This window comes from Rhizobium sp. BK602 (assembly GCF_014195095.1).
Classification (GTDB): domain Bacteria; phylum Pseudomonadota; class Alphaproteobacteria; order Rhizobiales; family Rhizobiaceae; genus Rhizobium.
Window position 1 is genome coordinate 395206 of sequence record NZ_JACIBC010000001.1, and the last position, 12849, is coordinate 408054.

A 12849-nucleotide genomic window follows, 5' to 3' on the forward strand; every position below is an offset into this window, starting at 1 on the left:
TATAGGCGCCTTGGTGTTGTAGTTGGCATGCAGAACGGAGACGGTGCGCATTGTTAGGTAGGGTCCTGGTTTTTCTGGGGGGAGTGTTCGTGGTGGTGCTGTTCGTGGCACTGCTTGCGCCGCTCTTCATAGACTGGACCGATTTCCGCAAGAATTTCGAAGATCAGGCGAGCCGCATCATCGGCAAGAAGGTGACGGTTCACGGCACCGTCGATGCTCGTTTTCTGCCGTTTCCGTCCGTCACCCTGCATGATGTTCGCGTCGGCCAGGAGGCGGATGGGACGCCGCTGGTGCAGATCGCCGAATTCTCCATGGATGCCGAGCTGGCGCCGTTCCTGTCCGGCGAAGCGCTGATCTTCGACATGCGCGTCTCGGAGCCGAAGGTGCGTTTGCGGCTGCTCAAGGATGGCACGCTCGACTGGATGCGCGGCAGCCAGCCGGAAATGCCTGCCAAGTCGGTCGTGCTGGAAAGCGTGCATGTCGATGGCGGCGATATCCAGTTCATCGACGAGCAATCCGGACGCACGCGGCATATCACCGGCTTCAATGCCGAAATGTCGGCGAAATCGCTGGCTGGTCCCTGGCGGATCGAAGGCAATGCGGCGCTCGACGGCGAACACGGCAATTTCACCATCTCCAGCAGCCAGCCGGACGACAGCGGCGTGTTGCGGGTCCGCACGCGGCTGGTGCCGGACAGGCATCCCGTCAATGTCGATCTCGACGGCGAGTTGAAGCTGGTGAACAGCAAGCCGGACTATATCGGCCTTTTCACCGCCGGGATCGAGGACAAGCAGGCACGCAAATCCGCCGATGAGCCGATCCAGCCCCGCGTCAAGGGCCGCTTCGAACTGACCAACGAGCGCATCCGGATTTCCGAATATCGTCTCGAGGTCGGTGCGGCGGACGATCCCTATGTCGTGACGGGAGAGGCGACGCTGGATACGGGCAAGAAGCCGGAGTTCCTGCTGACCGCGGATGGCCAGCAGATCGACGTCAATCGCCTTGGCAACAACCAGGGCGCCAGCGGCAAGACCAACCGCAATCCCGCCATCTCGGCGCGACAGCGCCTGAACAACCTGATTGCGGTGGCTGCGGAGATCCCCATCCCGCAGGTGCCCGGCAAGGCGACGTTCCGCCTGCCGGCGATCGTGGCCGGCGATACGACGATCCGCGACGTCCAGCTCGATCTCCAGCCCGCCGGAACCGGCTGGAAGATCGACCATGCGATCGGCACGCTGCCGGGGCGCACGCAGGTCGAGGCCAGCGGCAGGCTGATGCTGCAGGGCGAACCGAATTTCGTCGGCAATCTCGTCGTCGCCTCCAACCAGCCCTCGGGCCTGGCGTCCTGGCTGGTGGGATCGGTCGATCCGGCGATCCGGCAGTTGAAACAGGCCGGCTTCTCCGCCGATGTCAGCCTGCGGCATGACGAACAGCGCTTTGAAAATCTCGAAATCGCCATCGGTTCGGCGACGCTGAAGGGGCAGCTTGTCCGGCAGGGGCAGGCCGACAAGCAGGCCGCGAAACTTGCCGTGGATCTCAGCGGCGACGCCCTCGATCTGGATGCATTGCGGGCATTGACCGGATTGTTCACCGGCCAGGATGCCGGCGCCAATCTGCTTGATCATCAGATCACCGCGCATCTGAAGGCGGATAAATTCACGGCGTTCGGGGTGCAGGCCGACAATGTGGAGACCTCGTTCTCGGTCGCCGGCGGCGCGCTGACGCTGGACAAGCTCGCCGTGCGCGATGTTGCCGGCGCCGAGATCACCGCGACAGGCCGCGGCGACGGTCCGCTGCAGGAGCATAAGGGGTCGGGCGAGATTACCTTCAAGGCGGCCGATCCCGGCCCCTTCTTCGAGATGCTGAGCCAGCACCTGCCGCATCATCCGATCATGGATCGGCTGGTGCGCAATGCCGCATGGTATGGCAATACCGCGCTGCGCGGTGCCCTGACCCTCGGCGGCGAGGAAGGCGACGGGCTGGTCGTGACGCTGGCCGGCGTTTCCAACGGCAGCCGCGTCAATCTCGACTACCGCATGTCCGACCTCCTGGCGCTGGCCGGCAAGGGAACGACGACGCTGGAAGCGACGCTGGAGAATTCGGTGACCTCGATCCTCTTCGGACAGGCGGGTCTCGATCCGCTGCCCGTCGAGGCCGACGCCAATGGTCGCATGACGCTGAAGGTGACGGCCGACGGCACGGAGCCCGCGGACGCGGCGCTGACCTTCGCCACCGACAAGACCTCGTTCACCGCCAACGGCAAGGTCGACGTGCGCCCCAACAATTTCCTCAACGGCACTATCGCATTGTCGCTCGAAAGCGCCGATCTCGATCCGTATTTCGTCATGAACGGCATCGGCGTGCCGCAGATGGGAACGGGCCTGCCGGTCAAGTTCCAGGCGAATGCCGCGATCGATGCCGACAAGATCGTTGTCTCCGATATGAAGGGGGTGCTTGCGGACAATAATGTCTCGGGCAAGCTGACCGTCGACCGCAAGGCGCCCACCATCAAGGCGACCGGCGAACTGACGCTCGACAGGGCCGATCTCGGCTGGCTGAGCGAAGCGATCTATGGCCCGATGACGGATGCCGCGACGGGCAACTTGACCAAGGCCAAGCTTGGCCTGCCGATGTTCAGCGGGCTTGACCTCAACGTCAAGCTTTCCGCCAAGCAGCTTTGGCCGGGGATATTCGGCCCGATTGCCGATTTCAGCACCAATGCGGCCTATAAGGGCGAGGAGCTGCGGCTGAACGATATAGCGGGCGGTTGGAACGGCGGCACCATTGGCGGCAATCTCATGCTTGCCAATTCCGACGGCACCGGCCTGCTGCAGACGAAGCTTTCTCTTGCGAATGGAGATCTGGCGGCTGTCGCCTGGCAGCGCGACGGTGCGCCGCTAGCCAATGGTCGCTTCGGGCTGGGGCTGAGCGTCGAGGCCAGCGGCAAGAGCGTGGGCGAACTTGCGGTCAATGCCAGCGGCTCGGGCGAGATGAAGCTTGGCGATACGCATGTCCGCGGCCTCAACCTCTCCGTCCTGCCGCCGCTATTGTCGGCAACCGACCAGATTCAGGGCGATATCACCGCCGACAAGGTGCTGCCGATCCTGCAGACGCTGCTGAACAATGGCGAAGCGGCGCTGCCGGCCACGAGCATTCCGTTCAACGTCTCGGGCGGCGTCATTCGCGCCACCAATATCAGCGTCGGCAATGAGCTGGCGAAGCTGTCCGGCAATGCGGAGATCAGCCTGCCGGACGAGCGCATGAAAGGTTCGCTTGGCATCGCTTTCGCGGCCGGCAACGAATCGCTGAGCGGTGCCGAACCGGCGCTGCGTCTCGATTTCGCAGGGCAGCTTGCAAGCCCGGGCCGAACGATTGACGTCACCGATATCACCAGTTTCCTGTCGCTGCGGGCCTTCGAGCGCGAGCGCCGCCGCGTCGAGCGGCTTCAGGCGAGCGTATTGGAAAAGCAGCGGCTGCGGCGCGAGGTGGCGCTCTACAAGTATGATGCGGGCGTGCGCGAAGCCCAACGCCAGCGCGACGCGGCCATCGAGCAGCAGCGGCTCCTTGAGGAGCAGCGCCTGAGAGAGCTCGCCCGCGAGGCGGCGGCCCAAAAGCAGGCGGAAGCGGCGACCAAGGCGAAAGCCGACGCGGATGCCCGCGAGAAGGCGGAGGCAGCGGCGCGCGCAAAGGCCGAAGCGCAGCAATTGCCGGTGCTGAACGGCCAGGTGCCGCAAAAGATAGCGCCGCTGAATTTCAACGGCCTGCCGGGGATTGCGCGGTAAGCGCTCGCTGGCGATAGCCAGTGCGCGCGCTCGTCGAGAGCAGGGGCGTTACGGGACAGTTTGGCGCAGGGATAGCTACGCCCGTTCCTTCAGCCATTTCAAGACATAGAGCCGAAGGGCGGAGGAGAGGTTGCTCGCCGAATCACGTCCGTCGTCGATTTCGGAAATCAGAGCCGCCAGAGAGGTGCCGCGTATTTTCGCGATCGCCTTCAGTTCGCTCCAGAAGGCGTCTTCAAGGGAAAAGCTCGTGCGATGGCCGTGCAGCGTCGCGGAATGTTTGCGGATCATCGGTGGATCGATCAAAAAGTTAGGAAATGGGAGAGGTAATTCTTAAAAAGAGTCAAAAAGCTAGAGCAAGATACTGATTTCAAGAGAATTTCGATTGAGGCCGAGCGGCCTAGTCATCTGTTTTGGGCTGGTCGATACGGCCGGATTCATGCGCCTTGGCGGCCTTGTCGTTGAGCGCCTTGGTCAGGTTCTTTTCCGTCTTGGTGCGGCCGAAGCTGATGCGGTTCTGTTCCGCCTGCTTTTCTTTTTCCGACCGGGCCTGCTTCTTGCGGAACTGGCGCAGATTGACGATTTCGGCACTCATCGTTGTCCCCACTGCCGATGAAAAAAGGGGAGCGCAAGCTCCCCCCGGATATTATTGCTTCTTGCGGAATGCGTCGAGAGACACGACCGAGCCCGGTTTCTTCTCCTCGCCATCCTTGGCGGCGGCCGTTGGCTCTTCGCCACCTTCGGCCGGCGCCGGATAGGCGGTGATCTCGCTGGAGGGAAGTTCCTCGTCGTCGGCGAGCGGCACGTCGAATTCCAGCTCGAAATTCACGGACGGGTCGTAGAAACCGCGAATGGCATTGAAGGGGATGACCAGCTTTTCAGGAACGTCGGAGAAGGAAAGGCCGATTTCGAACTGGCTTTCGGTGATCTTCAGATCCCAGAACTGGTGCTGGATGACGATGGTCATCTGCTCGGGATATTTCGACTTCAGGTGCTGCGAAATGCGCACACCGGCCGCGCCCGTCAGGAAGGTAATGAAGAAATGATGGTCACCCGGCAGGCGGCCGGTGGCGGCGACTTCGGTCAACACCTTACGGATGACCCCACGCAGGGCGTCCTGTGCCAAAATGTCGTAGCGGATATGATCCTGCCCCATGCTTTCCTGTCTTTCGTTGGCCATGTTTTTTCTAAGGCTTATGCCACGGCGAGCGCCGACGGGAAAGCCCCGTGCGCGAGTCATCATCTGATCATACATAATATAGCAGAGAGGGAGAAGGTGAAGGCTTCTGTTGCCAGGTGCCTTCGGACCCCGCCTAAGAGTGCGACCCCTTAGGACTTTATTTGAAGTGTCACACCGCGATTAAGCAGCGAGACGAGCTTCCGCATAGTTGTCGTTTGCAACTACAATTTTAGCCCGATAACGGTGGTACAATGCCGAGCGAAAAGTCGATCTTTACACCCTTGTCGATCCTGTTTCGCCCCCATCAAAAGCCGGCCTGAAGCAAGTTCGTCCGGTCGGTTTTTGGTGGAGGCGCCGGGTACCGCCCCCGGGTCCAATAGGTTTATTACACCGCTCATTTATCGCCATAGCCGGCCCGAAGACCGGCATGGCTGATATAGTGTTTTCCGCGGGCGAAGGGAAGGGCAATTGTCACAAATGCGTCGTCGGAGGCATACGGTTGTCCCGATCCCATGCGACAAACGGCGAGAATTGCCGGGATTATGCCCTGCTGCGGTTGGTTTCGCGCCGACTTGCTATTAAATTAGCAGCGAATGGAATCGGCAGGCGCCGCTCTTGCTGGCGTCTTACCGAAATGTCGGAGCTCAGAATGGTTCGCCACCCGGAATATCAATATCTCGATCTGATGGCGCATCTGCTCGAAAACGGCGACCGCCGCATCGACAGGACCGGTGTGGGCACGCTGAGCGGGCTTGGCGCCATGATGCGCTTCGACCTTTCCAAGGGCCAGATTCCGATCTTCACCACCAAGCGGGTCTATTGGAAGCTCGCCGTGAAGGAGATGCTGTGGTTCCTGACCGGGGATACCAATATCCGCAACCTCTTGAAGCAGAATGTGCGGATCTGGACTGACTGGCCTCTGGCTGCCTATCGCAAGGCGACGGGCGAGACGATCAGCCAGGAGGATTTCGAGGCGCGGATACTGGCCGACGAAGCTTTTGCCGAGAGATGGGGCGATCTCGGCCCTGTCTATGGCAAGCAGTGGCGGCTCTGGCGCGATGCCGACGGCAAGGTGCACGACCAGATCGCGACCGTCATCGACCAGCTGAAACACAATCCAAGCAGCCGCCGGATGATTTTCCATGCCTGGAATGTCGGTGAGCTCGCCGGCATGGCGCTGCCGCCATGCCACATGGTCTATCAGTTCCATGTGTCGAATCTGCCCGCTCCGGGCGAGACGCGCCGGCCGCGGCTGAGCCTGATGGTCTTCCAGCGCTCATGCGATCTCTTCCTCGGAAATCCCTTCAATATCTGCCAGCAAGCCGTCTTGTTGGCCATGGTCGCCCAGCAAGTGGACATGGATGTGGGCGAGTTGGTCTGGGCCGGCGGCGATGTTCACATCTATCTCACTCATCTCGATGCGATCCGGGAGCAGATCAGCCGTGAGCCGCGTCCGTTCCCGACCCTGCGGCTGCTGCGCCGGCCCGAGAGCATCGACGATTACCGTATCGAGGATTTCGATGTGCGCGATTATGAGCCGCATGCGGCCATTGCGGCGGAGGTCGCCGTCTGACGGCAGATTCCGGCGATAGCGGAAAAGTGAATTCAGGAATTGATATAAGCGTTTAGGCTCATCTCCGGAGAAGAGAGGAGCGCGCCAATGTCACGTCTGACCGCCAAGGATTTTCATCCGGAACTGCTGGAACTCTACGATTATTATGCGCATGGGAAAATCACGAAGCGTGAGTTTCTCGACCGGGCCGGCAAGTATGCCGTGGGCGGCCTGACGGCTGCCGCGATCCTCGGGTTGATGAGCCCGAACTATGCGCTCGCGCAACAGGTCGAATTCACCGATCCGGACATTCTGCCCGAATACATCACCTATCCGTCGCCGAATGGGAATGGAACCGTTCGGGGCTATTTCGTTCGGCCGGTCGCCGCCAAGGGCAAGGTGCCGGCGGTTGTTGTCGTGCATGAGAACCGGGGACTGAACCCCTATATCGAGGATGTCGCCCGGCGTGTGGCAAAGGCCGGGTTCATTGCGCTCGCACCCGATGGTCTGACGTCGGTCGGTGGTTATCCGGGCAATGACGAGAAGGGGCGGGAGCTGCAGCAGCAGGTCGATCCGCAAAAGCTGATGAATGATTTCTTCGCCGCGATCGAGTTCCTGATGAAACATGATGCGACGACCGGCAAGGTCGGCATTACCGGCTTCTGCTATGGCGGCGGTGTGGCGAATGCAGCCGCGGTCGCCTATCCCGAGCTGGCGGCGGCCGTGCCCTTTTACGGACGTCAGCCGCGCGGGGAGGACGTGCCGCGTATCCAGGCGCCGCTGTTGCTGCATTATGCCGGGCTGGACAAGGGGATCAACGAGGGCTGGCCGGCCTATGAGGCGGCGCTGAAGGCATCGAACAAGGTCTATGAGGCCTATATCTATCCCGACGTCAATCACGGCTTCCATAATGATTCGACGCCCCGCTATGACGAGGCGGCGGCCAAGTTGGCCTGGGACAGAACGATAGGCTGGTTCAAGCGCTATCTGGCCTGATCCACACCATGGTGCGGAGATGTCTTCGGGTCAGGCGGCGTGCCGGCTGGCGACGAGGACGGCGCCGATAACAAGCAATATGGCGCCGGCGATCTGCCAGGCATTGTCCGACAGCGTCATCCTTCCGGATCGCGCCGCGTCGAATATCAGGCCCGTGAGCAACTGGCTGGCCACCAGCATCGCGATGGTCGGTGCCGCGCCCAGGCGCTGATAGCCCCAGATCCCGGCGAAGACGACGAAGGAGCCGAGCAGGCCGGGCAAAAGCGCCCACGGCCGGATTGTGCCGACGGCTTCGGCAATGCCGGCCGTACCCTTGCGGGCAAGGAGCAGCAGCAGAAGTGCCGTTAGTCCCACTGACGAATTGACGACGAGTGTAATCAAAACCGTGGAGGCGGACTGGGTGATCCGCACCATCAGAATGTTCTGCAGCACCAGCGATATGCCGGCGGCGGCGAGGGTCGTCAGGATGATGTAGCTCGACATGCTTTGGCCCTCAGGTCTTTTGCATGGCGTCCGGTTCGGTCCTTTGGTCCAGCAACAATTGCAGGAAGGCGAGATCGAGCCAGCGCCCGAACTTGGTGCCGACTTCCGGAAGGAGGCCGACCTGCCGGAAGCCGAGCTTTTCATGCAGTCGGATCGAGCCGATGTTCCCGGCCTCGATGCCGGCGACCATCGCGTGTTTTCCGATCCCGCGCGCGCGGGCGATCAATTCGATCATCAGTGCTTTGCCGACGCCGTTCCGGCGCTGGTCGCCCCGGACATAGACGGAATGTTCGACCGTGTGGCGGTAGCCGTCGAAGGCGCGCCAGTCGCCGAAGGACGCGTAACCGACGACATCGTCCCGATCGTCGATGGCAACCAGTACCGGATAGCCGAGCTTTAGCCGATCGCGCAGCCAATCCCTTCGATTGTCCGCGTCGACCTGTTTCTCGTTCCAGATCGCGGCTGTATTGGCGACAGCATCGTTATAGATCGCCGTGATGCCTTCGATATCTGCTGCTATCGCATCGCGAATACGCATGGTCTTTCCCTCGGTCATCTCGTGAGATGGATATGGACTGTCGGAATGCCTGGTTTCATATATCGGATTCCAAGCGGAGTCTACTATATTATTATAAAAGTCTACTAAGATGTCATTAGGATGGAGCAATGATCGGGAAAGGGCGTGGAGATCGGATTAAAAATTGAGAAATATCAGTGGATAGTCCTTCAGCTTGATTGCGCCATCGGAGTTTCCGTCCTGGCCACATGGATCTGCGCAAAACGATACTATGAGCAGTCATGGCGGTGGTTCTTCGGGTTGCGGGAGTGGAATTCGTCCACTATATTGCTACGTATGTCCCAACTCGACGATATAGACAGACGCATCGGCACACGCATCCGCATCGAACGCGAAAGCCGCGGCTGGTCGCTGACGGAACTTGCGGAACGTTCCAATGTCTCCCGTGCCATGATCCATAAGGTCGAGCGTGGCGAAAGCAGCCCGACGGCCACCTTGCTTGCCAAGCTTTCCGGCGCGTTCAGCCTCAGCATGTCGGCGCTGATGGCGCGCGCGGAAATGCATCAGGGCCGCTTTCTGAAACGGGGGGACCAGCCTGTCTGGATCGATCCGCAGACCGGCTACGAGCGGCGGCATGTTTCGCCGAAGTCGGATTTGCCCTTGGATCTTGTCCGCGTCGAACTGCCGGCCGGAACGGAGGTGCCGATGCCGGCTTCGGCTTTTGCCTTCATGCGGCAGCTGATCTGGGTCCTCGAAGGAGAGTTGGTGTTCTTCGAGGGGGATACCAGCCACGGAATGTCCGCTGGCGATTGCCTTGAACTCGGTCCGCCGACGGATTGTGTTTTCAGGAACGAAAGCGAGCGCCCCTGCATCTATGCCGTGATTCTTCTGCGCAATTCATAGGCAGGGGATCCAGCCTCATAAGCAGAGGCTATAATGGTTCGCCTTGCGCACTGACCCTTTCCCGCACGAGGTCGAGGAACTGTCCCTGCGCCGCTGTCGGCATCCAGCCGGATCGCAGCGTCAGGCCGATCGGCCGCGCCGTGTGGGCGAGATTATAGGGCAGGGCCTTGATGAGGCCGCGTTTCAGCTCGGCTTCCGCCTGCAGGTAGGAAATGCAGCCGAGATGGTCGGTCCTGTCCAGAAGCTCGCGCATCAGGATGAGAGAGCCGGATTCGACAATGCTCGACGGCCGTCGTCCGATGCTGTCGAACATGGCGTCGAAATGCTTGCGGATCGGCGTTCCATGCAGGCCCACCACCCAGGGGTAGGAGGCAAGCTCCTCCAATCCTATGTCCCGTCTTCCGACAAGCGGATGATCGCGGCCGGCGACCAGCACCAGGGTATCGGTGAAGAGCACGCGTTGCTCCACGTCCCCGATCGGGGCGGGATCGCGCAGGGCGCCGATCAGAAAGTCGATCTCGCCGCGTCTCAAGCCGGCCAGGAGATCGGCATAGGGTCCTTCCAGCACCTGGATCGGTGTTTTCGGGCGAAGTGCCCGGAAATTGGCGATGGCCTGCGGCAGGACATAGGATCGCGACAGCGGCATGGCGCCGATGACGATGCGTCCGGCTTCCTCGGACATTGTTTCGGCAAGATCGGCCTCCGCCTGGGCGAGTTCCGCGAAGGCGAGCCTTGCGGCCTGGGCGAGCGCCTGCGCCGTGCGCGTCGCAACGATGCCGTAGGATGTGCGCTCGAAAAGGGGGCGGGCCGCTTCCTGCTCGAGCTGTGTCACGGCGCGGTGCACCGTCGGCTGGGCAAGGCCGAGGCGGCGGGCGGCGAGCGTGAAGTTCTCCATTTCGCGCACGGCGATCAGCGCCTGGAGCTGCGCCGTGGTCGCGGTGATGCGGAGCCGGGGGCTGAGATCGGACAAGGCCGGATCGAGATAGCCGAAAGCGCGCCGAACGCGCCTTGCGAGCACTTCGCCCTGTTTGTTGACGAACAGGCCCTGAGCGGTGCGGGTGAAAAGCGCCATGCCGACGCCGCGTTCGATTTTCGAGAGCGCCTGCGTCACGGCCGGCTGCGACACATGGCATAGCTCCGCGGCCTTGGTGACCGAGGCCGTATCGACGACCATCAGGAAGACCCGCAGGTGGCGGAGATTGTGCTGAAGCTCGGGTTCGGACGGCGCGGCGGAATTCAAGACGGGAGACGCTCCAATATGCGGTCTATACGCTGGCTCAGCGAAAGATCGGCGCCGCTGAGGCCGAGATTTCCGATCCGGCGCTGCCAGTCGACGGCGGCGGATGCCATGCCGTCCGGAAGGCCGAGATCGCGCAGCGTGACGGCCACTTCCTCCATCTCCGCCGCGCGCCGGGTTCCGTGCACCATCATTCGTTCGAGGTTGTAGGACGAGCGGGCCACCCAGTCGATCCCCGGATCGGAGGCCTGCAACGATGCCAGAACCGCCTCTTCGACACCGGCGCGGCGTGCCGCCAGAACACATTCGGCGGTGAGCGCTTCGAACCCCTTGATCATGACCGAGCGCAGCATCTTGATCGAGGAGGCCTGTCCGACCTTGTCGCCGGCGATGTGGGCATCCATCCCGAGGCCGGTCAGGAGCACCTCGGCGGCCGCCGCGCTGCTGCCCGCAAGCAGGAGCGGGGTCCGGTGGCGGGCGGGGTAGACGGGCGCCATCACCGCGACGTCGACATAGCGTGCGCCGGCCTCCTCGACGATCTTGGCGGCCGCGACCTTCGTCGCCGGGGAGCAGGAATTGCAGTCGAGGTAGAGCGCGCCCGCGTCGAGATGGGGGGCCGCCATGCCGGCGGCTTCAAGGGCGCGGTCGGCGGTCACCAGGCTGAAGACCGCGCTCTTGCCGCCTGTCGCCTCGCGTGGCGTTTCGCCGTATTGGACGTCCAGCCGCGTGCAGGCGTCGAGAAGGGCTGGTCGATCATCCATGCTGTTGATCTTGACGTCGAAGGTGGCGAGAGGGGCTTGGATCGGGCTGTTTTCGACCGTTTTCCAGCCGGCGGCAAAGGCCTGTGCCGCTTCCCCGAATCCAATGAGTGCAATCGTCGACATGCCGTCGGTTCCTCGTGCGAAGATTCAGCCAAGCAATCTTATAGCAAAAACTTATCACCGGGGATCGCGGTGGCGCCACGATCCCCGGCTGAACGGCCAATGCTCAGTGAGCCGGGTCCTTGACGTTGTCGTAAGTCTTGAACTCGACGTTGTACAATTCGCCATCGACCTTCTCGACCTTGCGCATGTAGATATCCTGGACGATGTCGCGGGTTGCGGGATCGATGGAGATCGGGCCACGCGGGCTCTGCAGCTGCATCCCCTTTGCCGCATCGACGAAGGTGTCGCCGCTCGCATCGCCCTTGGTCTTGTCGAGGGTCTTGTAGATCAGGTCGAGCGCATCCCAGGCGGCGGCAGCGACCATGTTGGGGCGCATGCCGTCATTGGCCTTCTTGAAAGCCTCCACGAAAGCCTTGTTCTCGGGCGAGTCATGGTTTGCGGAGTAGGGGCCGCCGGTGATGACGCCGATGGTCGGGTCGCCCATATTGTTGAGCAGATCGTCGTCGGTGACGTCGGCCATGGCGATGACCTTGATGCCCGACTTGTCGAGACCACGCTCCACGAACTGCTTCATGAAGGCGGCACCCGCACCGGTGGGAACGAAGACGAACAGCGCTTCCGGCTTCTCGTCGGCGGCGCGCTGCAGGAAGGGCGCGAAGTCCGGATTGGCAAGCGGCACCTTCAGCTTGGAGATCACGGTGCCACCATTGGCCTCGATGGTCTGCTGGAACCATTTCTCCGCGTCGGCGCCGGGACCGTAGTCGGAGACGATGCTGACGAATTTCTTCGCGCCGTTTTCCGGCGCCCATTTGCCGATGACGCTGGCCACTTGCGGAATGGTCCAGGAGGTTCTGAGCGTATAGGGCGAGGCATTCATGATCGACGATGTCGCCGCCACCATGATCACCTGCGGAATCTTGGCGCGCTTGGACAGTTGCGCCACCGAGAGCGCCGCCGGCGTGTTTCCGAAGCCGGTCAGGATGGATACCTTGTCGTTCGTCACCAGCTCCTGCGACAGGCGCAGCGCGTTGTCGGCGACGCTGCCGTCGTCCTTGACGATCAGCTCGACTTTCTTGCCACCGGCCGTATCGCCCTTGGTCGCGACGTAGGTCTTGATCGCGGCGCTGATCTGCCGGCCGTTGGACTGGAAGCCGCCGGTGAGCGGGATGACGACGCCGACCTTGACGGTATCCTCGGCAAAACTCATTGCCGGTGCGCTCATCACGCCGATGGCGGTGACGGCACTCAATGCCAGTTTCCTGATATTCATGTTTCTCCTCCTGGTGACATTATCGGTTGTGGATGTGGTTTTCGACCG

The 12849-nt window shown here is 61.8% G+C and carries 12 protein-coding genes and 1 other RNA gene; 4 read left to right on the forward strand and 9 right to left on the reverse strand.

From position 1 onward, the window contains the following. Positions 1 to 50 precede the first annotated feature (50 nt). On the forward strand, positions 51 to 3782 hold the full coding sequence (locus FHX11_RS01900; protein ID WP_184354497.1) for an AsmA family protein: 3732 nt from the start codon (positions 51 to 53) through the stop codon (positions 3780 to 3782). A gap of 75 nt (positions 3783 to 3857) precedes the next feature. Here the strand turns inward: FHX11_RS01900 and FHX11_RS01905 are convergent, their stop codons facing one another. The 4 genes from FHX11_RS01905 to ssrA form a co-directional block, all read right to left on the reverse strand. After that, positions 3858 to 4070, reverse strand: coding sequence for a ribbon-helix-helix domain-containing protein (locus FHX11_RS01905; protein WP_184354499.1), 213 nt, complete (start codon positions 4068 to 4070; stop codon positions 3858 to 3860). 109 nt (positions 4071 to 4179) lie between these two features. Next, positions 4180 to 4374, reverse strand: coding sequence for a DUF4169 family protein (locus tag FHX11_RS01910; RefSeq protein WP_184354501.1), 195 nt, complete (start codon positions 4372 to 4374; stop codon positions 4180 to 4182). Positions 4375 to 4425: 51 nt separating this feature from the next. Continuing rightward, positions 4426 to 4935: an SspB family protein gene (locus tag FHX11_RS01915; protein ID WP_184355760.1), complete on the reverse strand. Its 510-nt coding sequence runs from the start codon at positions 4933 to 4935 to the stop codon at positions 4426 to 4428. Positions 4936 to 5054: 119 nt separating this feature from the next. Further along, positions 5055 to 5425: a transfer-messenger RNA gene (gene ssrA / locus FHX11_RS01920) on the reverse strand. A gap of 183 nt (positions 5426 to 5608) precedes the next feature. Here ssrA and FHX11_RS01925 point away from each other — a divergent pair. Together FHX11_RS01925 and yghX are read left to right on the forward strand one after the other, a co-directional pair. After that, the gene (locus tag FHX11_RS01925; RefSeq protein ID WP_184354503.1) at positions 5609 to 6532 is read left to right on the forward strand and encodes a thymidylate synthase; all 924 of its coding nucleotides are present in this window, start codon (positions 5609 to 5611) and stop codon (positions 6530 to 6532) included. An 87-nt stretch (positions 6533 to 6619) separates the two neighbouring features. Next, a complete protein-coding gene (gene yghX, locus FHX11_RS01930) occupies positions 6620 to 7507 on the forward strand; it encodes a YghX family hydrolase (protein WP_184354505.1) in 888 nt (295 codons plus the stop codon). A 30-nt stretch (positions 7508 to 7537) separates the two neighbouring features. Here yghX and FHX11_RS01935 read toward each other — a convergent pair whose 3' ends face one another. Together FHX11_RS01935 and FHX11_RS01940 are read right to left on the reverse strand one after the other, a co-directional pair. Continuing rightward, the gene (locus FHX11_RS01935; protein WP_184354507.1) at positions 7538 to 7990 is read right to left on the reverse strand and encodes a DMT family transporter; all 453 of its coding nucleotides are present in this window, start codon (positions 7988 to 7990) and stop codon (positions 7538 to 7540) included. Between the two features lie 10 nt (positions 7991 to 8000). Beyond that, the gene (locus tag FHX11_RS01940; RefSeq protein ID WP_184354509.1) at positions 8001 to 8528 is read right to left on the reverse strand and encodes a GNAT family N-acetyltransferase; all 528 of its coding nucleotides are present in this window, start codon (positions 8526 to 8528) and stop codon (positions 8001 to 8003) included. Positions 8529 to 8843: 315 nt separating this feature from the next. Between FHX11_RS01940 and FHX11_RS01945 the strand changes: the two genes are divergently transcribed. Continuing rightward, positions 8844 to 9410, forward strand: a complete 567-nt coding sequence (locus FHX11_RS01945; protein ID WP_184355762.1) for an XRE family transcriptional regulator — start codon at positions 8844 to 8846, stop codon at positions 9408 to 9410. A 28-nt stretch (positions 9411 to 9438) separates the two neighbouring features. Here the strand turns inward: FHX11_RS01945 and FHX11_RS01950 are convergent, their stop codons facing one another. The 3 genes from FHX11_RS01950 to FHX11_RS01960 form a co-directional block, all read right to left on the reverse strand. Then, positions 9439 to 10650, reverse strand: a complete 1212-nt coding sequence (locus tag FHX11_RS01950; protein WP_184354511.1) for a LysR family transcriptional regulator — start codon at positions 10648 to 10650, stop codon at positions 9439 to 9441. Beyond that, a complete protein-coding gene (locus FHX11_RS01955) occupies positions 10647 to 11531 on the reverse strand; it encodes an NAD(P)-dependent oxidoreductase (protein ID WP_184354513.1) in 885 nt (294 codons plus the stop codon). Before FHX11_RS01955 ends, FHX11_RS01950 begins: the two co-directional genes overlap by 4 nt. A gap of 103 nt (positions 11532 to 11634) precedes the next feature. Beyond that, positions 11635 to 12801 carry an ABC transporter substrate-binding protein gene (locus FHX11_RS01960; protein WP_184354515.1) on the reverse strand — a complete coding sequence of 389 codons (1167 nt, stop codon included), beginning with the start codon at positions 12799 to 12801 and terminating at the stop codon, positions 11635 to 11637. Positions 12802 to 12849: the final 48 nt, after the last annotated feature.